28 protein-coding genes (1 of these 28 cut by a window edge) are annotated in these 24,563 nt (G+C 68.2%); 13 read left to right on the top strand and 15 right to left on the bottom strand.

Going from position 1 to position 24,563, the window contains the following annotated elements; genetic code table 11:
- From LZK98_RS04480 to LZK98_RS04460, 5 genes are all read left to right on the top strand, one after another.
- Positions 1-1,084 carry the 3' portion of a lipopolysaccharide biosynthesis protein gene (locus tag LZK98_RS04480; RefSeq protein WP_233785212.1) on the top strand. The gene continues 392 nt to the left of window position 1, outside the view, so 1,084 of the gene's 1,476 nt are visible here — the last part of the coding sequence; its start codon lies beyond the left edge, outside the window; it ends in the stop codon at positions 1,082-1,084.
- Between the two features lie 59 nt (positions 1,085-1,143).
- A complete protein-coding gene (gene ychF / locus LZK98_RS04475; RefSeq protein WP_233785211.1) occupies positions 1,144-2,244 on the top strand; it encodes a redox-regulated ATPase YchF in 1,101 nt (366 codons plus the stop codon).
- Positions 2,245-2,330: 86 nt separating this feature from the next.
- Positions 2,331-2,516 carry a hypothetical protein gene (locus LZK98_RS04470; protein ID WP_233785210.1) on the top strand — a complete coding sequence of 62 codons (186 nt, stop codon included), beginning with the start codon at positions 2,331-2,333 and terminating at the stop codon, positions 2,514-2,516.
- 64 nt (positions 2,517-2,580) lie between these two features.
- Entirely contained in the window at positions 2,581-3,867 is a 1,287-nt protein-coding gene (locus tag LZK98_RS04465) for an alkaline phosphatase family protein (RefSeq protein WP_233785209.1), read from the top strand.
- Between the two features lie 49 nt (positions 3,868-3,916).
- Positions 3,917-4,381, top strand: a complete 465-nt coding sequence (locus LZK98_RS04460; protein ID WP_233785208.1) for a MaoC family dehydratase — start codon at positions 3,917-3,919, stop codon at positions 4,379-4,381.
- A 3-nt stretch (positions 4,382-4,384) separates the two neighbouring features.
- On the opposite strand, the gene LZK98_RS04455 is transcribed toward LZK98_RS04460, so the two are convergent.
- The 5 genes from LZK98_RS04455 to petA form a co-directional block, all read right to left on the bottom strand.
- The gene (locus tag LZK98_RS04455; RefSeq protein ID WP_233785207.1) at positions 4,385-5,098 is read right to left on the bottom strand and encodes a DUF3106 domain-containing protein; all 714 of its coding nucleotides are present in this window, start codon (positions 5,096-5,098) and stop codon (positions 4,385-4,387) included.
- Between the two features lie 86 nt (positions 5,099-5,184).
- The gene (locus LZK98_RS04450) at positions 5,185-5,721 is read right to left on the bottom strand and encodes an adenine phosphoribosyltransferase (RefSeq protein WP_233785206.1); all 537 of its coding nucleotides are present in this window, start codon (positions 5,719-5,721) and stop codon (positions 5,185-5,187) included.
- A gap of 106 nt (positions 5,722-5,827) precedes the next feature.
- The gene (locus LZK98_RS04445; protein ID WP_233785205.1) at positions 5,828-6,676 is read right to left on the bottom strand and encodes a cytochrome c1; all 849 of its coding nucleotides are present in this window, start codon (positions 6,674-6,676) and stop codon (positions 5,828-5,830) included.
- Between the two features lie 15 nt (positions 6,677-6,691).
- A complete protein-coding gene (locus tag LZK98_RS04440) occupies positions 6,692-7,999 on the bottom strand; it encodes a cytochrome b (RefSeq protein WP_233785204.1) in 1,308 nt (435 codons plus the stop codon).
- Positions 8,000-8,014: 15 nt separating this feature from the next.
- Complete coding sequence (gene petA, locus LZK98_RS04435) at positions 8,015-8,599, bottom strand: ubiquinol-cytochrome c reductase iron-sulfur subunit (RefSeq protein WP_233785203.1); 585 nt, start codon at positions 8,597-8,599, stop codon at positions 8,015-8,017.
- A 168-nt stretch (positions 8,600-8,767) separates the two neighbouring features.
- Between petA and LZK98_RS04430 the strand changes: the two genes are divergently transcribed.
- The 3 genes from LZK98_RS04430 (at position 8,768) to LZK98_RS04420 (ending at position 10,799) form a co-directional block, all read left to right on the top strand.
- Positions 8,768-9,217: a tRNA (cytidine(34)-2'-O)-methyltransferase gene (locus tag LZK98_RS04430; protein ID WP_233785202.1), complete on the top strand. Its 450-nt coding sequence runs from the start codon at positions 8,768-8,770 to the stop codon at positions 9,215-9,217.
- A gap of 155 nt (positions 9,218-9,372) precedes the next feature.
- Positions 9,373-10,215 carry an oxygen-dependent coproporphyrinogen oxidase gene (gene hemF, locus LZK98_RS04425; protein ID WP_233785201.1) on the top strand — a complete coding sequence of 281 codons (843 nt, stop codon included), beginning with the start codon at positions 9,373-9,375 and terminating at the stop codon, positions 10,213-10,215.
- Positions 10,206-10,799, top strand: a complete 594-nt coding sequence (locus tag LZK98_RS04420) for a GNAT family N-acetyltransferase (RefSeq protein WP_233785200.1) — start codon at positions 10,206-10,208, stop codon at positions 10,797-10,799. The genes hemF and LZK98_RS04420 overlap by 10 nt, the downstream gene beginning before the upstream one ends.
- Here LZK98_RS04420 and LZK98_RS04415 read toward each other — a convergent pair.
- Positions 10,769-11,530 carry a hypothetical protein gene (locus LZK98_RS04415; RefSeq protein ID WP_233785199.1) on the bottom strand — a complete coding sequence of 254 codons (762 nt, stop codon included), beginning with the start codon at positions 11,528-11,530 and terminating at the stop codon, positions 10,769-10,771. The genes LZK98_RS04420 and LZK98_RS04415 overlap by 31 nt on opposite strands.
- The gene (locus LZK98_RS04410; protein ID WP_233785198.1) at positions 11,527-12,372 is read right to left on the bottom strand and encodes a hypothetical protein; all 846 of its coding nucleotides are present in this window, start codon (positions 12,370-12,372) and stop codon (positions 11,527-11,529) included. Before LZK98_RS04410 ends, LZK98_RS04415 begins: the two co-directional genes overlap by 4 nt.
- A gap of 255 nt (positions 12,373-12,627) precedes the next feature.
- Between LZK98_RS04410 and lipB the strand changes: the two genes are divergently transcribed.
- The 3 genes from lipB (at position 12,628) to LZK98_RS04395 (ending at position 14,661) form a co-directional block, all read left to right on the top strand.
- Positions 12,628-13,314, top strand: coding sequence for a lipoyl(octanoyl) transferase LipB (lipB, locus tag LZK98_RS04405; RefSeq protein WP_233785197.1), 687 nt, complete (start codon positions 12,628-12,630; stop codon positions 13,312-13,314).
- A 70-nt stretch (positions 13,315-13,384) separates the two neighbouring features.
- A complete protein-coding gene (locus LZK98_RS04400) occupies positions 13,385-13,654 on the top strand; it encodes a hypothetical protein (protein WP_233785196.1) in 270 nt (89 codons plus the stop codon).
- Positions 13,655-13,983: 329 nt separating this feature from the next.
- The gene (locus tag LZK98_RS04395; protein WP_233785195.1) at positions 13,984-14,661 is read left to right on the top strand and encodes a hypothetical protein; all 678 of its coding nucleotides are present in this window, start codon (positions 13,984-13,986) and stop codon (positions 14,659-14,661) included.
- Positions 14,662-14,780: 119 nt separating this feature from the next.
- Here the strand turns inward: LZK98_RS04395 and queE are convergent, their stop codons facing one another.
- The 7 genes from queE to LZK98_RS04360 form a co-directional block, all read right to left on the bottom strand.
- Positions 14,781-15,413 carry a 7-carboxy-7-deazaguanine synthase gene (queE, locus tag LZK98_RS04390; protein WP_233785194.1) on the bottom strand — a complete coding sequence of 211 codons (633 nt, stop codon included), beginning with the start codon at positions 15,411-15,413 and terminating at the stop codon, positions 14,781-14,783.
- On the bottom strand, positions 15,410-16,093 hold the full coding sequence (gene queC, locus LZK98_RS04385; RefSeq protein ID WP_233785193.1) for a 7-cyano-7-deazaguanine synthase QueC: 684 nt from the start codon (positions 16,091-16,093) through the stop codon (positions 15,410-15,412). Before queC ends, queE begins: the two co-directional genes overlap by 4 nt.
- Before the next feature lie 163 nt (positions 16,094-16,256).
- Positions 16,257-16,667 carry a hypothetical protein gene (locus LZK98_RS04380; protein ID WP_233785192.1) on the bottom strand — a complete coding sequence of 137 codons (411 nt, stop codon included), beginning with the start codon at positions 16,665-16,667 and terminating at the stop codon, positions 16,257-16,259.
- A 107-nt stretch (positions 16,668-16,774) separates the two neighbouring features.
- The gene (hslO, locus tag LZK98_RS04375) at positions 16,775-17,689 is read right to left on the bottom strand and encodes an Hsp33 family molecular chaperone HslO (protein ID WP_233785191.1); all 915 of its coding nucleotides are present in this window, start codon (positions 17,687-17,689) and stop codon (positions 16,775-16,777) included.
- 132 nt (positions 17,690-17,821) lie between these two features.
- Positions 17,822-18,760 (bottom strand): ornithine carbamoyltransferase, encoded by a 939-nt coding sequence (argF, locus tag LZK98_RS04370; protein WP_233785190.1) that lies wholly within the window; start codon positions 18,758-18,760, stop codon positions 17,822-17,824.
- Between the two features lie 173 nt (positions 18,761-18,933).
- On the bottom strand, positions 18,934-20,130 hold the full coding sequence (locus LZK98_RS04365) for an aspartate aminotransferase family protein (RefSeq protein WP_233785189.1): 1,197 nt from the start codon (positions 20,128-20,130) through the stop codon (positions 18,934-18,936).
- A gap of 108 nt (positions 20,131-20,238) precedes the next feature.
- Positions 20,239-21,084: an ABC transporter permease gene (locus LZK98_RS04360; RefSeq protein ID WP_233785188.1), complete on the bottom strand. Its 846-nt coding sequence runs from the start codon at positions 21,082-21,084 to the stop codon at positions 20,239-20,241.
- Between the two features lie 62 nt (positions 21,085-21,146).
- Between LZK98_RS04360 and LZK98_RS04355 the strand changes: the two genes are divergently transcribed.
- Positions 21,147-21,776, top strand: coding sequence for a GcrA family cell cycle regulator (locus LZK98_RS04355; RefSeq protein WP_233785187.1), 630 nt, complete (start codon positions 21,147-21,149; stop codon positions 21,774-21,776).
- A 178-nt stretch (positions 21,777-21,954) separates the two neighbouring features.
- On the opposite strand, the gene LZK98_RS04350 is transcribed toward LZK98_RS04355, so the two are convergent.
- Positions 21,955-22,287 carry a MarR family transcriptional regulator gene (locus LZK98_RS04350; RefSeq protein WP_233785186.1) on the bottom strand — a complete coding sequence of 111 codons (333 nt, stop codon included), beginning with the start codon at positions 22,285-22,287 and terminating at the stop codon, positions 21,955-21,957.
- A 343-nt stretch (positions 22,288-22,630) separates the two neighbouring features.
- Here LZK98_RS04350 and LZK98_RS04345 point away from each other — a divergent pair, with 343 nt between their 5' ends.
- Positions 22,631-24,520: an asparagine synthetase B family protein gene (locus LZK98_RS04345; protein ID WP_233785185.1), complete on the top strand. Its 1,890-nt coding sequence runs from the start codon at positions 22,631-22,633 to the stop codon at positions 24,518-24,520.
- Positions 24,521-24,563: the final 43 nt, after the last annotated feature.

Here is a 24,563-nt window from a genome sequence, read left to right as displayed (position 1 = left end):
GGCGCTGCTTTATGTGACGACGCCGTTCATCGCCCTCCCCTTCGCCCTGCTCGCGCGCGAAATGGACTTCCGCAAGCAGGCGACCGTGAACATCGTCGCGGCGGTGGCGGGCGCGATCGCCGCGCTCGCGGGCGCGCTCGCGGGGCTGGGGGTGTGGACGCTGGTCGTCGCGCCGCTTGCGCTGTTCACGACGCGCGCGATCGGGATGATGACCGCCGCCCGTGCATGGATGTGGCCGAGCTTCGACTTCCGCGGCGCCGGCAGCATGGCGCGCTACGGCGGGCTGATGGCGGCGGGGCAATTGTTCTGGTTCGTGCAGAGCCAGGCCGACGTGTTCATCGCCGGCCGTCACCTCGATGCGCACTGGCTCGGCATCTATACGACCAGCCTGTTCCTGACCCAGATCTTCGTGTCGAAGTTCGTGCCGGCGCTGAACGAGGTCGCCTTCTCCGCCTATGCGCGCATCCAGCACGACCGCGAATCGGTCGCGCGGGCGTTCCTCACCGGCGCGCGGCTGGTGATGGTGGTGGCGATGCCCTTCTATATGGGGCTGGCCGCGGTCGCCGATCCGCTGGTGCATGTCGTGCTGGGGCCCAAGTGGCTGGAGGCGGGACGAATCGTCGCGCTGCTCGCGTTGGCGATGCCGTTCATGACGCTCCAGGTGCTGTTCGCGCCGGCGAGCGACGCCTGCGGCAAGCCGGCGATCAGCGCGCGCAACAGCGCGACGGGCGCGGTCGTGCTGCCGGTCGCTTTCCTGATCGGCATCCAATGGGGCGTGACGGGAATCGCGGTCGCGTGGATCGCGGCCTATCCCTTCTATCTCGCGATCAGCGCCTGGCGGACGCTGCCGGTGATCGGAGTCACCCTATCTGCGCTCGTTCGCGCGATCACTCCGCCGGTGCTCGCCGCACTGATGATGGCGGTCGCGGTAACGCTCGTCGACCGGGCGCTGCCACCGCTGGCGCCGCTTCCACACCTCACCACCCTAATCGCGATTGGCGGGATCGCCTATATCGGCAGCCTGCTCGCCTTCGCCCGCGCGGCCGTCACCGAAGCGATCGGCCTGATCCGACGCCGCGGCTAGCGCGCGCCGCGCATTCGCCCTATCTGGCGCGCTTTCCCAGATCAGACGAAAGCGCATCCATGGGTTTCCGCTGCGGCATCGTCGGCCTGCCGAACGTCGGCAAGTCGACGCTCTTCAACGCTCTCACCGAAACCGCCGCGGCGCAGGCGGCGAACTATCCCTTCTGCACGATCGAGCCCAACGTCGGGAACGTCGCGGTGCCCGATCCGCGGCTCCATAAGCTGGCCGAGATCGCCGGTTCGGCCAAGATCATCGAGACGCAACTCGGCTTCGTCGACATCGCCGGGCTGGTGCGCGGGGCGAGCAAGGGCGAGGGGCTCGGCAACCAGTTCCTCGGCAACATCCGCGAGGTGGACGCGATCGTCCATGTCCTGCGCTGCTTCGAGAACGACGACATCCAGCACGTCGACAACAAGGTCGACCCGATCGCCGATGCCGAGACGGTCGAGACCGAGCTGATGCTCGCCGACCTCGAGAGCCTCGAGAAGCGCGTGCCCGCCTTCGTCAAGAAGGGCCAGCAGGGCGACAAGGAGGCGAAGATCGCCGCGAGCGTGCTGGGGCAAGCGCTCGAGCTGCTGCGGGACGGCAAGCCGGCGCGGCTGACCCAGCCGAAGGACGTCGAGGAAGCCAAGGTCCTCCAGCAGGCGCAGCTGCTCACCGCCAAGCCGGTGCTCTATGTCTGCAACGTCAACGAGGAAGATGCCGCCAACGGTAACGCCTATTCTGCGCGCGTGTTCGAGAAGGCCAAGGCCGAGGGCGCCGAGGCGGTGATCGTCTCCGCCGCGATCGAGGCGGAGATCGCGACGATGGCGCCAGAGGAGCGCGGCGAGTTCCTGACCGAACTGGGGCTCACCGAGACCGGCCTCGCCCGCGTGATCCGCGCGGGCTACGAGCTCCTGCACCTCATCACCTTTTTCACCGTCGGCCCCAAGGAGGCGCGCGCCTGGACCGTGCACAAGGGCGCCAAGGCCCCGCAGGCAGCCGGCGAGATCCACACGGACTTCGAACGCGGCTTCATCCGCGCCGAGACGATCGCCTATGACGACTATGTCACCTACAAGGGCGAAGCCGGCGCGCGCGACGCGGGCAAGCTTCGCGCCGAGGGCAAGGAGTATGTCGTCCAGGACGGCGACGTGATGCTGTTCCGCTTCAACGTCTGAACCGGATCAACTCGAAGGCAGTGTGCTGACGACCCCATGGGCGGATGACGCTTCCCCTTCTGCACGCGACGGTGTATTATCCGACCATGACTGTTCGCGGCCTCCTTCTGCTCTCGATCGTCTGGACCGCTCCCGCGGCGGCCGCGACGACCGCGCGCGTCGAGCAGCAGCCGACCGCGGAGCAGAAATGTCCGACCCTGCCGCCGATGCTCTCCGCCGAGCGCCGCTGTCCCAAGCAGCCGGCGATGCTGGTCGGCGATCCCGTCCGCTGAGACCCGTTCCGCCGCCATCATGAATGTCACAGGATCGCCGCGAAGCGCTGGCAAGGGCGCGCGTATGCGCTGGATCTCCCGTCTCGCCGCCGTGGCGCTCGCCGCCTGCCTGCAAGCCTGCGTCACCGCGCCCGCGAGCGCGCCGGTCGCGCCCTCCGCCGCCGTCGCCGAGGCGCGCGCGCCGGTCACCATCCTCGTCTCGATCGACGGCTTCCGCGCCGACTATCTCGATCGCGGCATCACGCCGAATCTCTCGAAGCTGGCGGCGAACGGGGTGCGGGCGGCGATGCGGCCGTCCTTCCCGTCCAAGACCTTCCCCAATCATTATGCGCTGGTCACCGGGCTGAGGCCCGACCGCAACGGCATCGTCGCCAACAAGATGGAGGATGCGGGCCGGCCGGGCGAGGTCTTCACCATGGCGAGCGACGATCCCTTCTGGTGGAACGAGGCGACGCCGATCTGGGTCGATGCCGAGAAGGCGGGCGTGCGCACCGCGACGATGTTCTGGCCCGGATCGAACGTGCCGGTCGGCGGGACCAAGGCAGCGAAATGGCCCTATACGGTGACCGGCGGCACGCGGCCTTCGGACTGGCAGCAGTATAATGAAGCGATCGCGCCCGGGCAGCGCGTCAACACCATCCTCGACTGGATGCGCCGACCGGCGGCGATCCGGCCGCGGTTCGCGACCATGTATTTCGAGGAAGTGGACACCGCCGGCCACGTCTATGGCCCCGACGATGCGCGGACCAACGCGGCGATCGCCGACGTCGACCGGGAGATCGGCGCACTGGTCGACGGGCTGGCGGCGCTCGGCCAGCCGGCCAACCTCGTCATCGTCGCCGATCACGGCATGGCGGCGACGAGCAGCGAGCGGACGATCGCGCTCGATCGCCTGCTGACCGCGGGTGACTATCGTGTGGTCGAGGCCGGTCCCTATGCCAGCCTCGCCGCGGTGCCGGGACATGAGGCGAGCCTCGAGGCGAAGCTGCTCAAGCCGCACGAACATATGCAATGCTGGCGCAAGGCCGAGATCCCGGCGCGCTTCCATTATGGCGCCAACCCGCGCGTGCCACCCTATCTCTGTCTTGCCGAGACGGGCTGGCAGGTGCTGGAGAAGGCGCCGCCCGCCGGCTCGACCGGCGGTGCCCACGGCTATGACAACGCCGCGCCCGAGATGGCGGCGCTGTTCCTTGCCAATGGCCCGGCCTTCGCGAGCGGCAAGCAGCTCGCGCCGTTCGATAACGTCGACGTCTATGCGCTGCTCCACGACCTGCTCGGGCTGGCGCCGGCAAAGGATGTGGATGGCAGCGACTCGGTGTTTCGCGAGGTACTGGCCTCGAACCGGCGCTGATCGTCGCAGAGGGCTTGCGCGGGATCGGTTTCGGAGCGAAACTGATTCCATGCGCTACTGGGAAGACATCAAGGTCGGCGACCGGGCATCGTTCGGCCGCTATGAGGTGACGCGCGAGGAGGTGCTCGACTTCGCACGCAAATATGATCCGCAGCCCTTCCACCTCTCCGATGAGGCAGCAGCGAAGACGCATTTCGGGCGGCTCGCCGCGAGCGGCTGGCATACCTGTGCGATGACCATGGCGATGAACGTCGCGCATATGCAGGCGGATGCGGCGGAATCGGCGAGCCTCGGTGCGGCGGGGATCGACGAGCTGCGCTGGCTGAGGCCGGTCTATCCCGGCGACGTGCTCCGCTGCGAGGCGGAGATCGTCGAGACGCGCGCCTCGAACAGCCGGCCCGACATGGGCAGCGCGCGATCCAGGCTGACGGTGTTCAACCAGAACGACGAGCCCGTGATGAGCTTCATCGCGATCGGGCTATGGCGGCGGCGCCCGGTGGAGAGCGCCGGCTGATCGCTACCGGCGATCGCGACCACGCCCCGACCAACCGCCGCGACGACCCTCGCCACCGATGCTCGGACTCGGCCGGTTCGGCATGGTCGCGCGCGGCTGCGTCTGGCCCTGGCTGCCGCGCCATTGCTCGCGACGCTGCTGCCATTGCTGGCGCTGCTCGGGCGTGGCGCCCCGCCACTGTTCCCGGCGTTGCTGCCACTGCTGACGCTGCTCCGGCGTGGCATCGCGCCACCGCTGCTCCCGGCCCTGTTGCCACTGCTGGCGCTGCTCGGGCGTGGCGTTGCGCCACTGTTCCCGGCGCTGCTGCCATTGCTGGCGTTGCTCGGGGGTGATGTCGCGCCGGCCACCCCAGCGGCCGTCGTTGTCGCCGCGGCGCCCACCGCGATCCCACCGGTCCCAGTTGGGCTGGTCGCCGCGATTGCCGCGCCATTCGTTGCGGCGGCGCTCCCAATAATAGCGCTGGCGATCGGTCCAGCGATGCGGACGGCGGTAGCGGTCGTAGACGTAGTAGCCGGTGCCCGGATAATAATAGTCGCCGTACCAGCCCCAGTAGGGCGAACCGCCGTAGCCGTAGTAGCCGCCGTCCCAATAATCGTCGTAATAGCCGCCGGAACCATAGCCGACGGAGACGCCCGAATAGCCGTAACCATCGGTGCAGGCGGCGAGGCCGATGCCGGCGGCGGCGATCAGCCCGAGATTGCGAAGCGTGCGGATCATTGCTCGAGACTCCCAGATACGCGGGACCATATTCTGCTACGCAAGATTAATGCCAGCGTAACCGCGCAGGCGAGCGCGTTGTTCCGTCAGTGCCCCTCGAAGGCCATCAGCGCCGTCACTTCGATGCCGTCCGAACGGAGCGCATCGGCGCCGCCCAGCTCCGGCAGGTCGATCACGAACGCCGCCTGGCCGATCTCGGCGCCGGTCTTGCGGATCAGGCGGACGGCGGCGCGGGCGGTGCCGCCGGTGGCGATCAGGTCGTCGACCAGCAGTACGCGCGCGCCGGGCGCCAGCGCGTCGGCATGGATGGTGATGCGGTCAGTGCCGTATTCGAGCGCATAGTCCTCGGCGATGGTCGCGCCGGGGAGCTTGCCGTCCTTGCGGATCAGGAGTGCGCCGGCGCCGAACCGGATCGCGAGCGGCGCCGCGAACAGGAAGCCGCGCGCCTCGATGCCGGCGACGAGGTCGACCGGCCCCTTCACTGCCGCCGCCAGTCGATCGATGGCGAGCGCCAGGCCCTGCGCATCGAGCAGCAGCGTGGTGATGTCCCGGAACTGAACCCCGGGCTTGGGAAAGTCCGGGATCGTGCGGATCAGCGCCTTGAGGTCGTCGTTGTTGCTCACCGCATACTCCCGTTCGGGCTGAGCCAGTCGAAGCCCTGTCTTTCTTGAAGAAAAGGACAGCCCTTCGACAAGCTCAGGGCGAACGGGGAGAGGTCAGCTTACACTCTCAGTGCTTCACCCCGCGCCAGACGCTGAGGTACGCGCCATAGGCCAGGAAGCAGAAGATCGCGATGAAGATCACCGCCGCCCAGCCCGCGCTGTGGCGCGCCTCGAGCTTGGGCTCGGCGGTCCACACCAGGAAGGCCGCGACGTCCTGCGCCATCTGGTCGACGGTCGCCTTGGTGCCGTCCTGATAGGTCACCTGCCCGTCGGTGGTGAGGGGCGGCGGCATCGCCAGGTTGAGGTTGGCGAAGTACGGGTTGTAGTGCAGCCCGTTCGGCGTCTTCGCGTCGGGGAACTTCTTGAGCAGCTCGGCCGGCTGCTCCTGATAGCCCGTCAGCAGCGAATGGATATAGGCCGCGCCGTCGTGCCGCGCCTTGGTCATCAGCGACAGGTCGGGCGGAATCGCATTGTTGTTGGCGGCGCGGGCGGCGACGTCGTTGGCGAAGACCAGCGGGAACTTGTCGGCCGGCGTGTTGGGCCGGGTCGCGGCCTCGCCCGTCTCCGGGTTCACCGACGGCTGCTGGATCGCCCATTGGCTGGCGATCGCCTTCACCTGCGCCTCGCTGTAGCCGATGCCCTGCAGGTCGCGGAAGGCGACCAGGCGGAGCGAATGGCACGCCGCGCAGACTTCCTTGTAGACCTGGAAGCCGCGCTGGAGCTGCTGCGTGTTCTTCGAATAGCCGCCGAACGGCCCGTCCGACGCGAGGTGGAGCTCCTTCGGGTGAAGGTGGAACTCGTGCTCGGCCGTGGGCGCCGCCGGTTCGGCGACGACGCCGTAGACGCTGCCGAACAGGGCGATGGCGAGGACCAGCGCGAAGCCGAGCCCGATGATGCCGCCGATGATGCGAACCATGTGCTTAGACGCCCCTTATTCGGCTGGTACGGCGCTGCCGCCGTCCACCGCAGATTCACTCAAGCGATTGCCGCCCTTGCCTGCCAGCACCGCCTCGGTGATCGAGTTCGGCAGCGGCCGCGGCCGCTCCATCGCCGAGATGATCGGGATGATCAGCAGGAAGTGCAGGAAGTAATAGGCCGCGGCGATCTGGCTCAGGATGATGTAGAAGGGCTCCGCCGGCGCGCCGCCGCAATAGCCCAGCACCAGCACGTCGGCCACCAGCACCCAGAAGAAGAGGCGGTAGGTCGGCCGGTAGTTGGCCGAGCGCACCGGCGAGGTGTCGAGCCACGGCAGGAAGAACAAGAGGACGATCGAGCCGAACATCGCCAGCACGCCCCACAGCTTCGCCGGCAGGATGAAGTCCGCGGTGAAAGCGCGCAGGATCGCGTAGAACGGCCAGAAATACCATTCGGGCACGATGTGCGCCGGGGTCGAGAGCGGGTTGGCCGGGATGTAGTTGTCCGGATGCCCGAGGTAGTTCGGCGCGAAGAAGATCATCGTCGCGAACACCAGCAGGAACACGCCGAGCCCGAAGCCGTCCTTGGCGGTGTAGTACGGGTGGAACGGCACCGTGTCCTGCTCGCCCTTCACCTCGACGCCGGTCGGGTTGCCCGAGCCGGGGATGTGCAGCGCCCAGATGTGGAGGATGACCACGCCGGCGATCACGAACGGCAGCAGGTAATGGAGCGAGAAGAAGCGGTTGAGCGCGGCATTGTCCGGCGCGAAGCCGCCGAGCAGCCACACGCGCACCCACTCGCCGACCACGGGGATCGCCGAGAAGAAGCCGGTGATCACCTGCGCCCCCCAGAAGCTCATCTGCCCCCAGGGGAGGACATAGCCCATGAAGGCGGTCGCCATGATGAGGAGGAAGATGACCACGCCCAGCAGCCACACCATCTCGCGCGGCGCCTTGTACGAGCCGTAGTAGAGCCCGCGGAAGATGTGGATGTAGACCACCGCCAGGAACATGCTGGCGCCGTTGGCGTGCGCGTAGCGGATGAACCAGCCGGCGTTGACGTCGCGCATGATGTGCTCGACCGAGTCGAACGCGACGCCGCCGTTCGCGGCATAGTGCATCGCCAGCACGACGCCGGTGACGATCTGGATCACCAGTGCGGCACCGGCGAGCACGCCGAAGTTCCAGAAATAGTTGAGGTTGCGCGGCACCGGATAGCCGGCGCCGACCGCATTGTAGACGAAGCGCGGCAGCGGGAGCCGGTCGTCCACCCACTTCATCAGCGGGTGCTTCGGCTCATAATGCTTGGCCCAGGGAAAGCTCATCTCGTCCTTGCCCCCTTAGCCGACCGTAACGACGGTGTCGGACGTGAAAGTATAGTCGGGAACGTGCAGGTTCTGCGGCGCCGGTCCCTGGCGGATGCGGCCGGCGGTATCGTAGGCCGAACCGTGGCACGGGCAGAAATAGCCGCCGAACGGCCCCTTGTTCTCGCCCTCGCCCGCGCCCAGCGGCACGCAGCCGAGGTGGGTGCACACGCCCAGCGTGATCAGCCAGTTCTTGTGGTTCGGCTTGGTGCGCTCGTCCAGCGTCTGCGGATCGCGCAGCGACGAAAGCGGCACCGCGTCCGCCTCGGCGATCTCCTTCGGCGTCAGGTTGCGCACGAACAGCGGCTGCTTGCGGAACTGGGTCTTGATCGCCTGGCCGGGCTGGATCTGCGAGATGTCGACCTCCGTGGTCGACTGCGCTAGCACGTCGGCGGACGGATTCATCTGGTTGATCAGCGGCAGCGCGACCACGCCGACGCCGACGCCCGCCCAGGCCACCGCGGCGATCTGGAGATAGTCGCGGCGGCGGGGATTCTCGACCTCTTCATGATAGGGCGCTGCGGATTCGCCGGGAGGAACAGCGTCTTCAAGCGTTGCCATGCACTAGCCCTTGCACTCGTAAATCTTGGCGCGGGGAATGCGCCGGGATCGGATACGACGTGGGATACGCCCCGCCGAGCCCCCCGGTGCCCCCGGTGGCTGCGGGCCTGATAAACAAGCCCCTTGCGCTTTGCCAACAGCTATTTGCGCGCGCTAGGCGCTACGCCCATGCGGATCGCCCTCTATGAACCCGATATCGCCGGCAATGTCGGCACCATCCTGCGCACCGCAGCGTGCCTGGGCGTCGGCGTCGATCTGATCGAGCCGATGGGGTTTCCGTGGGGCGACCGGGCGCTGGCGCGGTCAAGCATGGATTATGCGGCGCGGGTGGAGGTGAAACGGCACCCTGACTGGGCGACGTTCGAAGCGGGAGTCGGCGGGCGGATCGTACTGGCGACCACCAAAGGTGCAGTACGGCTCGATGTGGCGCGGTTCGAGGCCGGCGATGTGCTGCTGTTCGGCAGCGAGGGCGCGGGCGTGCCGGAGGCCGTGCACGCGCGGGCCGATCTGCGCGTCACTATCCCGATGGTGGCGGGCGTGCGCTCGCTCAATGTCGCGGTGTCGGCGGGAATCGTGCTCGGCGAAGCACTGCGGCAGACGAGGGGATGGCCGTCCTAAGCTCCTCCCCGCTTGCGGGGAGGGGGACCACCGCCGAAGGCGGTGGTGGAGGGGGCCCTCCTCCAGTGAATCGCTTGGGGCCTGCCCCCTCCACCACGCCGCTTCGCGTCGCGGTCCCCCTCCCCGTGCCGGGGAGGACCTGTTAGGGGCACCTCATGCTTCCCCTGGACGAACAACAATCCGCCGCCCGTGCCTGGTTCGAATCGCTGCGCGACCGGATTTGCGCCGAGTTCGAGGCGATCGAGAAGGAGGCGGGTTCCGACGCCGCCTTCTCCTATACCCCCTGGGACCGCACCGATCCTTCGGGCGAACCGGGCGGCGGCGGGGTGCGCGGCGTGATGAAAGGCCGTGTGTTCGAGAAGGTCGGGGTCAACGTCTCGACCGTCGGCGGCACCTTCGAGGGCGATTTCGCCAAGACCATCCACGGCGCCGGCGAGGACCCGCGCTTCTTCGCCACCGGCATCAGCCTGGTCGCGCACATGGCCAATCCGCACGTTCCCGCCGTGCACATGAACACGCGCTTCCTCGTCACCACTAAGCGCTGGTTCGGCGGCGGTGCCGACCTCAACCCGCCGATCCCCTATGAAGAGGATACCGCCGACTTCCACGCGCGGCTGAAGACGGCGTGCGACGCGCACGATCCGGGGCATTATCCGCGCTTCAAGAAATGGGCGGACGATTATTTCTACATCCCGCACCGCAAGATGCACCGCGGCGTCGGCGGCATCTTCTACGATCATCTGGAAGGCGATTTCGATGCCAATTTCGCTTTCACGCAGGACGTCGGCCGTGGCTTCCTCGACATCTTCCCGACGATCGTGCGGCGGCGGATGCACATACCCTTCACGGAGGCGGAGAAGGCGGCGCAGCTCGTCTGGCGGGGACGCTATGCCGAGTTCAATCTGGTCTACGACCGCGGCACATTGTTCGGGCTCAAGACCGGCGGCAACATCGATGCGATCCTGATGAGCCTGCCGCCGCTGGCCGCATGGGACTGATCCCCGTCCCCGACGGCGAGGTGGCGACGATCGTCACCACGCTGGAGATGCGGACACGCCCGCCGCTCCGCCCGCTGCCCGATTCGGCACTGCGCCTGGCCGAATGGCCGAGCCCCGCACCCGACAAGTACCGCGCGCTGTTCCGCCGCGTCGGCGAACCGTGGCTGTGGTTCTCGCGGCTGGCGATGGACGAGGCGCGGCTAACTGCGATCATCCACGATCCGGAGGTGGCGGTGTTCGCCGTCACCGACCGTACGGGAATCGAGCTCGGGATGCTCGAACTCGACTATCGCCGCGCCGGCGAGTGCGAACTCGCCTATTTCGGGCTGGTGCCGGAGCTTGCCGGCAAGAGCCACGGCCGCTGGCTGATGGCGCATGCGCTGCAGCGCGCATGGCGATCGGGGGTCGAACGGGTGTGGGTGCACACCTGCACGCTTGACCACCCTCGCGCGCTCGGCTTCTACCGCGCCTCGGGCTTCACGCCGATCCATCGCACGATCGAGACCTTCCCCGACCCGCGGCTCACCGGCCTGCTCTCAATCGACGCCGCGCCTCACGTCCCCTTGCTCGTCAGCCGGCGATAGGCGGCAATCGCGACCAGCACGGTCGCAACGGTCGCCGCGCTCTCGACCGCCACGGCGGCGGCGACGGTGATGCCGACCGCGACCGGATTGCTTTCCCCAAGGTGCCCGAGCGTAACCAGCACGCTGCCGAACACCATCGACGCCAGCATGATTCCCGCCAGCACCCACGCCAACGGCCAGCCATTCCCAAGGGTCAGCCGCCAGCTTCGCCCAATGGAGGCGATCGCGCCGATCGGCGATTCCGCCACCAGCACGGTGCCGGTCAGCGACATGCGCGCATAGATGTAGAAGATCGGCGCCAGTATCACCACGAACAGCAACGGCAGGCCAAGCGCCAGGGCGAACAGGCCGGCGGTAGGCAATCCGACAAGGATCATCGCAAGCAGGTAGCGCGGCAGCAGCGCGAGCCCGCGGCCGAGTGCGCCGATCACCGTCGGCCGGCCACGATCGAGATAAAGCGCGATGATCGTCAGCGCCCCCCACAGCCCGACGACGGTCGTGAGCACGAACCATCCGCCATAGCGCCCAGTCCAGTCAGCCAGGGCCTGACTCAACTGCCGCACGGCCTGCTCACCCGTCACTCCTTCCGGGATCTGCCACACCGGAACAAGGAGTTGGAACGCGAGGCGCGGCAGGAACATGGTGACCCCGACAACGGGGATCAGCAGCGCGCGATCGCGCCGCCACAGCGTCCAGGCTTCGCGCAGCAGCGCGGCGAGATCGAGTTTCACGCGGGTTCGCGATCCAGCGGCACGGCCGCCGCGCCGTTGCGGTCGTGCATGATCTCGACATAGAGCTTGGCGACAAAGGCCGTCGCGAGCACGGTGAAGGCCGCCTGCACCGCGGCGACCGCGATTGCAGTGATCACGCTCGCCATCGTCACCGGCCCCTCGCCGCGGCTCAGGAGGCCGAGGATCGACCCGAACACGCTCTGCGCGGCGAGCAAGGCGACGTTGGCGACGACCACGTAGAGCAGGATCACGCCGACCAGCTTCCAGGTGAGGCCGCGACTCAAGGCGAAGGCGCGCGCAATCGCGCCGAGGCCACGCCGCTCGGCGACGACCACCGGCGTGGTCAGCACCAGCCGCGCGCCGATAAACAACAGCGCGATCAGCAGCACGGTACCGTAGAGCGCCGCCGTTCCGGCGACGCCCGCGGGCAGGCTCGCCGGATTGGCGCCCATGCGAAACTGCGTGATGTCCGTGCCGCCCGCCGCGAGGATGAACCCGATCGGCAGCACCAGCAGTCCCAACACAATCGCCAGCACGAGATAGACGCCGAGCGCCGGCAACAGCCGCGCGGTCGCCACTCGGCCGGCACCCCCGCCGACCGCCGGATCGATCGCCAGCGCCGAGATGGCGAGCTGGCCCCACACACCGAGGATCGCGAAGGCTAGCGACAGCAACGCGAGCAGCGCCTTCAGTCCGGACCCGGCGGTCCCCCACAACGGCGACAGGCTCCCCGTGATCGAGGCCGGGACAAAGATCGCGAGCAGCGCGATCGGAACGACGATCGCGACATGGTCGCTCAGGAACTCGATCGTGCGGTCCCAGACCGTGCCCATCTTCACCATGCGGCGCCAACTCCCCTTGGACAGGCTTGGAGCCTGTTTGGAAATGCGCCTGAGGGCGCATTTCGGCCGCACCGGCCCGTTCCCCAACCCGGGTCCCCGCAAAGTAGTATTCTGCGGGGGCCCCGACGGCCACCCAACGGCAGTTTCTTATGGGTGGCCGGGTGGGGGAGCGGGCCGGTGCCGCATTTCCAAGCAGGCTCTTAGCCGAAGCTTCTCATCCTTGCCAATCGCCGCGACCGCGCACATCTGGCGGTCATGTCCGATTTTCGCGAAGGCGTGGAGTGGCGCGTGGCGGCGGCGCCGGTCGATTACGAGGCCGCGGTCGCCGAGATGGAGGCGCGCGCCGCCGCCGTGCAGGAGGGCCGCGCGCCCGAGCTCGTCTGGCTGCTCGAGCATCCGCCGCTCTATACCGAAGGCACCAGCGCCGATCCGGCCGAGCTGGTCGATCCGCGCTTCCCCGTCCACAAGACCGGGCGCGGCGGCCGCTATACCTATCATGGCCCCGGCCAGCGCGTCGGCTATCTGGTGCTCGACCTTGCCCGCCGCGGCCGCGACGTGCGCTGCTTCGTTCATGCACTGGAAGGCTGGGTGATCGACGCGCTCGGCCGGATCGGCATCACCGGCTACCGCATTCCGGGCAAGGTCGGCATCTGGACGAAGGACGGCGGCGCCGAGGCGAAGATCGGCGCGATCGGTGTGCGCGTGAAGAAATGGGTAACACTTCATGGCTTTTCCGTGAACATCGCGCCCGACCTGTCCCATTTTCAGGGCATCGTACCGTGCGGAATCGCCGATCTGGGCGTCACTAGCGCCGCGACGCTGGGAATCGATTCCTCTCTGGAAACCTTCGATGCCGCCCTGGCGTTGGGCTTTCCGACGTTTCTCGGCGAACTTGACGGAAGCGGAACAAAGCGTCTTGAGGGCGCCGCGCGAACCGTTTAATGTCTACCGCGATTTGGGTATTAAAGGCCATCCAGCCCACCCGGATCGCCTTATTCTAGGGAGCTTCCAGATGCGTGCAATTCTTTCCAAGGTCGTTACCGGCTCGATGATCGCCGGCGCCGCGCTGCTCGTTTCGGCGTGCGGCGGCAACAGCACCGAGACCACCAACACCGTCGTGACCGACGTCAATGCGACCGACGCGACCATGGACGGCACCGTGACCGACAACATGACCGCGGTCGACGGCGCGATGGGCAACGACGCCCTGCTCGCGAACGACACCACCGTCACCAACGAGACGACGGTCACCAACGAGACGACCACCACCAACGCGATGTAATCTCGCGCACTGGTTGCTGAGTTCGAGGGGCCGTCCGGGCGACCGGGCGGCCCCTTCGTTTTGGCGGAGCTTGATGGTTCAGCTGCGCTGAGCGGCACCGGCCCGCTCCCCCACCCGGCCACCCAACGGCAGTATCTTATGGGTGGCCGGGTGGGGGAGCGGGCGAAACCCGCCAAGGTTCCGGCGATGCGAAGCATCGTTGGAATGCGGGTGGAGGGCGGTGCCGCAACCGTTTCAGCTTGCTGAAACGCGCGCACAACGCGAAAAACCTCTTGGGAACGCGCGCCAATTTCCGTAATCCAAGGCCCGGAGTGTGTGAGAGGGGTCTGATGAGAGTGTTGCGTTCCCTGGCTGTCGCCGTCGCGATGATCGCGCCGGCCCTTATGGCGCAGCCGGCGTCGGCCCAGTTCTTCTTCCAGTCGCCGGACCTGCGCGGCGCACCGGTGACGGGGGCGGAGCCGGGCATGATCGCCCAGGACCTGCCCGGCGCGACGCCCGCCGAGCTGCGCGCAGCACTAGTGTGGAACCTGCGCGCGGCGCTCAATGTCGCCGCGCTCCAGTGCCAGTTCGCGCCCTATCTGCTGACGGTGAGCAACTACAACAACCTGCTCGACGACCACGAGACCGAGCTCAAGACATCCTACGACACGCTCACCAAATATTTCGTGCGCACCGCCAAGACCAAGAAGGCCGGTCAGACCGCCTTGGACAGCTATGGCACCCGCGTCTATTCGAGCTTCTCGACGGTGGGCGCGCAGCTCACCTTCTGCCAGACGGCGGCCGAGATCGGCCATGCCGCGCTGTTCACGCCGCGCGGCAGCTTCGGCACGCTGGCGAGCGAGCGGATGCGCGAGATGCGCAACTCGCTGAAGCTGAGCCGCGATCAGCAATTCCCCTGGGGCATCAACCCGCGCCCGATCACGCTGCCGTCGATGGAAGCCAGATGCTGGAAGAAGGACACGTGGCAGTCGCGCAAATGCGGGCCGCAGCGCTGGGGCGGGGTTTAGGACAACGGGCCGTCATCCCGGCGAAAGCCGGGATCTCCGGCGGCAAGCGCGCCGCCTGAGGCACGAGATCCCGGCTTCCGCCGGGATGACGATGAGAGCTTAGGCGGCCCAGCCGCGCCCTAACGCAATCCCAGCAGCTTGTGCGTCTGGAGCGACAGCCGCCACTTCGGCCGCTCCATCGCGAAGGCGACCGCGGCTTCGCGATTGGCCTCGGCGTCGGCGCTGTCCATCGGCTGGACAAGGAAATGGGCGAAGTCCCACTGCTCCAGCGCGTCGACGTCGGTCCCAGGCTGCGGCCATACCAGCTTCAATTCGTCGCCGGACCGCTGGACGACCTCGCTGCCCGCCTTGGGGCTGATGCACACCCAATCGAGCCCCGGATGCGCCGGCAGCGTGCCGTTGCTCTCGATCGCGATCTCGAAGCCCTCAGCATGGAGCGCCTCGACGAGCGCATCGTCGACCTGGAGCATCGGCTCGCCGCCGGTCAGCACCGCGAAACGCCGCTCGCGTGCCGGTCCCCACGCCTGCGCCACCGCCTCGGCCAGCGCCGCCGCATCGGCGAAGCGACCGCCGCCGGCGCCGTCGGTGCCGACGAAATCGGTGTCGCAGAACTGGCAGATCGCGCTCGCCCGGTCCTGCTCGCGTCCCGACCAGAGGTTGCAGCCGGCGAAGCGCACGAACACCGCCCGGCGCCCCGCGTTCACGCCCTCGCCCTGGAGCGTCAGGAACAGCTCCTTGACGGCGTAGCTCATGGCTTGGCGGCGTAGACGGTCGGATCGGGAAGCCCGGCTTCCTCGAACCCCTTGGCGCGCAGCCGGCAGCTGTCGCACAGCCCGCAATGCACGCCGCCGGGCGCTGGATCGTAGCACGACCAGCTGAGGCCGGCGTCGAGCCCCAGACGCGCCGCTTCGCGCACGATGTCGGCCTTGGTCATGTGCTGGAGCGGCGCGCGGATGCGGAAGGGCTGGCCCTCCACCCCCGCCTTAGTCGCCACTTCGGCGAGCTTTTCATATTCGGCGATGAATTCCGGCCGGCAATCGGGATAGCCCGAATAGTCGAGCGCGTTGACGCCGATGTAGATGTCACGCGCGCCGGTCGCCTCGGCCCAGCCCAGCGCGAGGCTGAGGAAGATGGTGTTGCGCGCCGGCACATAGGTGACGGGAATGTCGTCCCCCACCCCGCCCTTCGGCACGTCGATGTCGGCGGTGAGCGCGGAACCGCCGAACGCTGAGAGGTCGAGCGGCAGCACGACGTGTCGCTCGGCGTCCAGCATCGCCGCGATACGCCGCGCCGCGGCGAGCTCGACCTGATGGCGCTGGTTATAGTCGATCGAGAGCGCGAGCAGCCGGTGGCCGTCCTCGCGCGCACGCGCCGCGGACACCATCGAATCGAGCCCGCCCGAGACGAGCGCGACGGCAAGGGATTGAGTCATATCGCGTTCCCGCTACGCCCCCGCTCGCGCCGTCGCAACAACGACGCATGAGAAAAGGGCCGCTCGGGAGCGGCCCAGTTCTCTAGTCAGCTAGGGAGAGAGTGTGCCCCGTGAAGGCACGACACCTTCTATAACGAAAATTGGTAAATAAATGGTTAACGCGTCAATTCCCGGCCGCGCAGGTGCCGATCTTGCGCGCCTCGATGTCGAGATCGAACGGCGCGCCCTCCTCGAGGCCCTGGCTCTGGATGCGCACCAGCCGCGGCGTCTCGACGGTGATGGTGGTGCGGCCGCGGCCCGCGCCGGGGCAGGTATAGCTGACGGTGGCGCGGCTCGGGCCGTTCTCAAGCACGAGCCGGCTGCACTCGATGCCGCGGTGGCGCTGCTGGAACAGGCTGACGGGGTCGCCGAGGCATATCGCGCGGCTGGTACCGCTCGCCTCGCGCAGTTGCCATTGCCCGCGCTCCAGCCCCTTCAGAGCGGCGAAGCCCGGCGCCTGCGCCGGCGCGGCCATTCCCGCCAATCCGCACATCAACACACCGCCCGCTGCCCCTGCGCGGACAAGATCACGCATCATCATCGATCGTGCCTCCGCGTGACGGGAGCGATCCGCTGATCGAATCGCCCCCGTCACGATTTGCCGAGGGATGTGGGCGGCGAGCCGTGCGGTTGCAATGGCCCTCAGGCGCCGATGGTCGCCGCCTCGACCGGAAAGCTGGTCGCGCAGAAGGCGCAATCCACGGTAATGACGCCATTTTCATCCGCCATCGCCGCGCGCTCCTCAGGGGGAAATTTTGCGAGCACCTGGGTGATATAGGCGCCGTCGCAGCGGCACCCCTTGCTGAGGTCGGTGGCTTTCAGCAGCCGCACCTCGTCCTCCTCGTTGAACAGGCGCCATACCAGCGTCTCCAGGCTGACTGCGGGATCGGCGAGCTCGTCGGCGCCCATCGTCGCGCCCAGCGCCTCGACATGGTGCCATTCGGGATGATCCTCGCGCGCCTGGATGCGCTCGCGCCCTTCCTCGCCCTCCGGCAGATGCTGGAGGAACAGCCCGCCCGCGACGCAGCGGCCGTCGGGCTGGCGCACCGAGCCCAGGCGGATCAGGCTCGGGATCTGCTCCGACTGCAGGAAATAGCTTTCCGCCGCGGCAGCGACGCTGTCGCCGTCGAGCGGGACGATCCCCTGATAGCGCTCGCCGGTCAGCGCCTGGTCGAAGGTGATGGCGAGATGCCCGGTGCCGAACAGCGCGAACAGCGAGGGCGCCTCGCCGACCTCCCCCAGCCGGTCGCGGTCGAACTGGACATAGCCGCGCAGCTCCCCGTTCTGATAGTCGCACACCAGCAGGCTGACGATGCCGCCGCTGGTCTGCGCCTGCAGCGTGAGCTGACCCTTGGCCTCCTTGAGCAGCGAGCCCAGCAGCGCCGTCAGCGTCAGCGCCTCGGCGAGCAGCCGCTCGATCGGCGGCGGATAGGCATGAGCGGCCAGAATCTCGTCGAGCACCGGCCCCAGCCGCGCGATCCGGCCGCGGGCGTGGCGGCCGGGGATGGTGAAGCCGATCACGCGGTCGAGATCGGGGATTTTGGGACTCTCGCTCATATCACCTCGTCATCCCCGCGCAGGCGGGGATCCATTCATCCTGCGCTTTCGGCAAGATCGCCACTCCAGCGACAATGGACTCCCGCCTTCGCGGGAGTGACGAAGGTAAGGCGGCTCGGGCCGCTTACAACCTCACCCGACCTGCCCAAAGCACCAGCGCAGGATCGATTTCTGAGCGTGGAGGCGGTTCTCCGCCTCGTCCCATATCCGCGACTGCGGCCCGTCGATCACCGCCGTCACCACCTCCTCCTCGCGATGCGCGGGGAGGCAGTGGAGGAACACTGCATCGGGCCTGGCGCGCGCCATCAGCGTCTCGGTGACCTGATAGGGCATCATCGCCGCGAGCTTCTCCTCGGCATGCGCCTGGCCCATCGAGATCCAGGTGTCGGTGACGACCACGTCGGCGCCCTCGACCGCGCGCAGCGGATCGCGGTCGACGCTCACCCGCGCATTGGTGCCGGCGAGCGCGGCATTGGCCGCGTCGATCCAGCGTTGCTCGGGGTCATAGCCGGCGGGAATGCCCGCCACGACCGAGAATTTGAACAGCCCGGCCGCCTCGACGATCGAGTGCAGCACGTTGTTGCCGTCGCCGAGCCACGCCCATTTGAGCCCGGGCAGCGCCTTGCCGCTCTCGATCACCGTCTGCAGGTCGGCGACGATCTGGCACGGATGCGAGGCATCGGTGAGGCCGTTGATCACCGGCACGCTGGCGTGGGCCGCCATCTCCTCCAGCTTGGCGTGATCGTCGGTGCGCACCATGATCGCGTCGCAGAAGCCCGAGAGCACGCGTGCGGTGTCGGCGATCGTCTCACCGCGGCCAAGCTGGCTGGTGGTGCCGTCGAGGATCAGCGCCGACCCGCCGAGCTGGCGCATCGCCATGTCGAAGCTGACGCGCGTGCGGGTCGAGCTCTTCTCGAACACCATCGCCAGCACGCGGCCGGCGAGCGGGGCGTCGGTGTCCGGCTGCCCCTTCGGCCAGCCGGCGCGCGCGACTTTGCGATCGATCGCGTCCGCCAGGATGGCGGCGACGCCGTCCGCGCCGGCGGAGGCAAGGTCGAGGAAATGGCGCATCTTAAATCCTCCCCAAGCTTGTCTTGGGGAGGGGGACCACGCGCAGCGTGGTGGAGGGGCGGCGACGCAGTCGCCGGGCACCCGCGCCACGATCACGCCGCTGCGCGGCGCCCCTCCACCGCGCTACGCGCGGTCCCCCTCCCCGAGCAAGCTCGGGGAGGATTTGGAAGGCCTCAATCATCGCTGGCCGGCGCATAGGTCCGCGCCCCTTCGCTCAGCTTCTGGATGCACTCGGCGATATGGCTCTCGTCGATGATCAGCGGCGGCAGCACGCGGAACACATTCTCGCCCGCCGCAACCGTCAGCAGCCCGTGGTTGTCGCGCAGATGCGCCACGAACTCGCGGCTGACCGCCGGCTCCTTCATCTTGATGCCGAGCATCAGACCCTTGCCGCGGATTTCCTCGAACAGATGATCGTGGTTGGGGATCAGCTGCTCGAACGCGGCGCGCAGGCGCTCGCCCATGCGGGTGACATGCTCGAAGAAGCCCGGCTCCAGCATCACGTCGAGGATCGCCTGCCCCGCCGCCATGCCCAGCGGATTGCCGCCATAGGTCGAGCCGTGGGTGCCGAACGTCATCCCCTTCGCCGCCTCCTCGGTCGCCAGGCACGCGCCGAGCGGGAAGCCGCCGCCGATGCCCTTGGCCGCGGTCAGGATGTCGGGGGTGATGCCGTAATGCTCATAGGCCCACATCTTGCCGGTGCGTCCGTAGCCGCACTGGATCTCGTCGAGGATCAGCAGCAGGCCGTGCTCGTCCGCGGCCTTGCGCAGGCCCTGGATGAACTCGGGGGTGCCGGCGGTCATGCCGCCCTCGCCCTGCACCGTCTCGACCAGGAAGCCCGCGGTCTCGTCGTCGATCTTCGCCAGCGCGCCCTCGAGGTCGTTGAACGGAACGTAGTCGAAGCCCGGCAGCAGCGGCTCGAAGCCGTCGCGCATCTTCGCCTGGTCGGTCGCTGAGATCGCACCGAGCGAGCGGCCGTGGAAGGCGTTCTTGAAAGTGATCAGCTTGTGCCGCTCAGGATTGCCGTTGGCGTAGTGATAGCGGCGCGCGGTCTTGATCGCGCACTCGATCGCCTCGACCCCCGAGTTGGTGAAGAACACCGTGTCGGCGAAGCTGTTGTCGACGATACGCTGCGCCAGCGCCTCCCCCTGCGGCGAGCCGTAGAGGTTGGAGACGTGCATCAGCGTCGCCGCCTGCTCCTGGATCGCCTTGGTGAGGTGCGGATGCCCGTGACCGAGCGCGTTCACCGCGATCCCCGCGGCGAAGTCGAGATACCGCTCGCCTCGCTCGCCGATCAGATAGCAGCCCTCGCCTCGCACCGGCCGCACCCCGCACCGGGGATAGACGGGCATGAGGGGAGTGATGGCCACCGCGGGTCTCCTTTGTCAAAAAGCAAAGGGCGGCCCAGCCGGACCGCCCGGAGCGCGCTTTTATCGGGGAGCGGGCCGGGGGGTCAACACCGCCGTCCGCGCTTGGGCTCAGCTCTTGATCTTCCACCCCTTGCGCAGCAGCGCGTAGCAGACGAGACCGAGCACGACGTCGAGCAGCAGCACCACGGCGCTGCCGACCCACAGCGGCGAATCGGAATGGCCGATGAAGCCGTAGCGGAAGCCCGAGATGATGTAGAAGAACGGGTTGAGGTGGCTGACCAGCTGGAAGGCGGGCGCGAGCTTGTCGACCGAATAGAAGGTGCCCGACAGCAGGGTCAGCGGACCGACCACGAAGTTGGTGACCGCCGCCGAATGGTCGAACTTCTCCGCCCAGATCGACGTCAGCACGCCGATCAGCGAGAGGAACAGCGCGCCGAGAAAGCCGAACCACAGCACCGCCAGCGGATGCGCGGGTATGACGTGCACGCCGGGCCACAGCATCATCGCCGCCCAGATGGCGGCCCCGACCATGAACGCGCGCGTCACCGCCCCGCCGACCAGCGCCGCCAGCAGTTCCGACGTGGAGAGCGGCGGCATCAGATAATCGACGATCGTCCCCTGGATCTTGCCGACCAGCAGCGAGAAGCTCGAATTGGCGAAGGCGTTGGTCAGCATCCCCATCACGATCAGCCCGGGCGCGACGAAATCGGCGAAGGGCACCTGGGCGCCGCCGACATGCACGGGGCTGCGCGCGCCGACCGCGACGGTGAAAACCGCGAGATACAGGAGGTTGGTGACCGAAGGCGCCCAGATCGTCTGGAGCTGGACCTTGAAGAAGCGGCGCACCTCCTTGATATAGAGGGCTCGAAGACCGCCCCAATTGACGTTCCGGATGACGGGCACGCCAGGGGCGGGGATCAAGGGATTTTGCACGGGCTGGGGCTGGTCGGCCATCGTGGCGTCACCTATGCGCTGCCGCGGCTCCCCGCAACCCGGGGATGTGAAGAAGGACGGATATGAGCTGGAGCGAAGAGCGGATCGAGACGCTGAAGACGATGTGGGAAGCGGGCCAGACCGCGAGCCAGATCGCCGAGGCGCTGGGCGGGGTCAGCCGCAATGCGGTGATCGGCAAGGCGCATCGCCTGGGCCTGCAGCCGCGCCCGTCGCCGGTGAAGCCCAACGAGCCCGACGCGGCGCCAGCCCCGGTGAAGGCCGCACCTGCACCTGCGCCCGCGCCTGCCGCCGAGGCTCCGGCCGCTCCCGCCGCGCCGCGTGCGGCTGCACCGGAGCCGCGCCCTGCGCCCGACCAGCCGGTGCTGCGCTCGGTCGGCCCGGGCGGCTTCGTCCGCCAGAACCCTGGCGAGCAGGCCCCGCCGATCGCCCCCGCGCCGCCGCGCCGCCTGGTGCCGGCCAAGCCCAGTGAGGCGATCGCCGGCAAGACCACGCTGCTCGATCTCAACGACAAGATCTGCAAATGGCCGATCGGTCACCCCGGCGAGCCCGACTTCCACTTCTGCGGCGACAAGGTGAACCCCGGCTTCCCCTATTGCGTCGCGCATTGCGGCCATGCCTATCAGGCGCAACTGCCCCGCCGCGACCGCCGTCCGCCGCCGCCGCTGCCCTACGGCGGCCCGCGCGTGCGCTGAATCCCACGGACGTCCTTCTATCGTCACCCCGGACTTGTTCCGGGGTCCACCGGACGGCGAGCTCAAGTTTCGAGGTTCCAGCTGGAACCTCGGTGTCAGTCTTCGTGGAGACGTGGATGCCGGAACAAGTCCGGCATGACGGATTCGTGCAAGCTGATCGGGACGATCGAGTCTCGCCCTAGCTCAGCGATTCCCGCGCTTCGCGGAGCAATTTGGTCGCACTGCCCAGCCGGCGCCTGTCGAGCTTCGCCAGGAACTCGTCGGCCGTCGCGCGGCTGACCTTGTTGAGCGTGTCGAGCAGCGGCCTTGCGCTCTCGGTGAGGCGGATGCCCTTGGCGCGCCGATCATGGGCGACCGGCACCCGCTCGATCAGCCCCTGCGCCTCGAGCGCGTGGAGCTGGCGCACCAGCGTCGGTCCTTCGATCCCCACGATGTCGGCCAGCTCGCGCTGCGTCATCACCTCGGTCGACTGGTCGAGCCAGTAGAGCACGGTCGATCGTGCCAGCGTCATGCCGCAGGGTTTCAGCCGCTCATCCAGTTTGGCACGCCATCGACGACTGAGCAGTACGGATTCGCGGATGAACTCAAGCTCCGCGTGATCGGGAAGGTAAGCCATGGCGCACCTTGCCACGAAGTGCTTCAAAAGCAAGTTGTTGCCGGACAGCCCGCCGCGCCGGTGAGTTCCGGATCGGAACGCGCGCGAAACCGGCACCATTTCGGCGCCTCCCCGGACCTGCGATCGAGAGCCGGTGATTGGATGCGGCGCCGTGGCACCGAAACGGAGCAATCCGAATATTCTCCGGCAAGGCGCGGCGGGGTTTGAATTGGGCCGTCCTCTAGCCGGCGAGCCATCTATGAGCATCTGCGGCCGCGCCGCGACCGATCCCGACGCCCCGCTGCCGATCGACCGCACGCTTCGCGCGGTCACGATCGGATCGGCGCGCACAGCGCGGCAATGGAGCGCGGGCGGCGTTCGGCTGGCGGCCGCCGACGATGCCGCGCTGGCAACCGCGCCGGGCGAATACGCCGCGCTGTTCGACGGGCAGCTCCACAATGCGGCGGAGGTGATCGCGGCGCTCGGGCCGGGTGCGCCGGCACGCAGCGGCCCCGCCGAGCTCGCGCTCGCCGCCTATCGGCGTTGGGGCGAGGACTTCGCCGATCGCCTGATCGGGGACTATGCCTGCGCGGTCTGGGATGGGGAATCCCGCCGTTTGGCGCTCGCGACCGATCCCGGCGAGATGCGGCCGCTGTTCTACTGGATCGGCCCCCACGGCGAGCTGCGCTTCGCGAGCGAGATGGGGGCGCTGTGGAGCGAGGGCGACGTCCCCCGCAGCCTCGACGAGGACCGCATCTGCGAATGGCTGACGCTGCTGCCGATGGAGGCGGGCCGCACGCTCTTTTCCGGCATTGCGCGCGTGACCGGCGGCAGCGCGGCGGTCTGGGAGGCGGGCAGGTCGCGCACCACCCGCTGGTGGCGGCCCGAACGGCTGCCGACATTGCGCCTTCGCGACGACGACTATCCTCGCGCCGTGCTGGCTTGTCTGGAGGAAGCGGTCGCCTGCCGCATCGCCGGCGACGAGCGTATCGGCAGCCATCTGAGCGGCGGGCTCGACAGCAGCGGAGTGACCGCGCTCGCCGCCCGGCGCCTGGCCGGCGAAGGACGCAGCCTGACCGCCTTCACGGCAGCGCCCGACCACAGCTTCATCGAGCGGCCCGGGCGTTTCGGCGACGAATGGGGTCATGCCGCCCGGGTCGCGGCGATGCACGCCAATATCGAGCACGTCCGCATCTCGAACACCGACACCCCGTTGGAGGAAGTGCTCGACCGCCGCACCCAGGTGCAGGACGTGCCATTGCTCAATCTCTCCAACACCGTCTGGGGCAGCGCGATCGACCGCGAAGCGCGCGATCGGCGGATCGGCGTGATGCTGATCGGGCAGATGGGCAACATGAGCTTCAGCTACGACGGCGGCGAACTGCTGGGCATGGAGATGCGCCGCGGCCGCATCGACCGGGTGGCGGCGACGCTGCTTGCTATCCGCCGAGCGCAGCATTGGCGCTGGGCGACGCTGGCGGGTGCGTTCGCCGATGCCGCATTCCCCGACCTCGCGCGGCGGCTGCGCAAGCTGGTCGGCAAAGGTCCGCCCGAGTTCTTCGATTGCTGCGCGATCAACCGCGATTTCCTGCGCGCGCGCGGCCGCGAGGGGGAGGTGCTCGCCTATGGCGGCGACCTTCGGCGCCTCAGCGGCGGCGACAGTCGGATGCTGCGCCTCGGCGTGCTCGCCCGCAGCAGCATCCGCGGCGATTTCGCGCGGACCAGCCGACGCCTTTATGGCGTCGATACGCGCGATCCGACGATCGACCGGCGCCTGTTCGAGCTGTGCCTCACCATTCCCGAGGAACAGTTCCTCCACCACGGCGTGCATCGCTCGTTGGCGCGCCGGGCGCTGCGCGGCATCATTCCCGATTTGCTGGTCGACGAATATCGCAAGGGGCTGCAGGCGGCCGACTGGGCGCATGGCTTCGAGGCGGCGCTGTCGGGGCTCAAGGCGGAGGTCGCGCGGCTGCGCGAGAGCCGGGGGTCGACGAAGTGGATCGACCTCGACCGCGTCCAGCGCATGTTGGATGCCTGGCCGGGCGCCGATGCGGCCGGGCGGCTGATGGCGACCGAATATACCACCGCCGTCAGCCGCGCGATCGCTACCGGCCGCTTCATCCGCAAGATCGAAGGAGGCAACGCCTGAGCCGGCGGCCGAGCCTCGCCGAACGCTGGCAGGCGCGCCGTCC

Source organism: Sphingomonas cannabina (genome assembly GCF_021391395.1).
Classification (GTDB): Bacteria; Pseudomonadota; Alphaproteobacteria; order Sphingomonadales; family Sphingomonadaceae; genus Sphingomonas; species Sphingomonas cannabina.
Note: the sequence above shows the minus strand (reverse complement) of the source record. Positions and strands in the feature narration are given on the sequence as shown.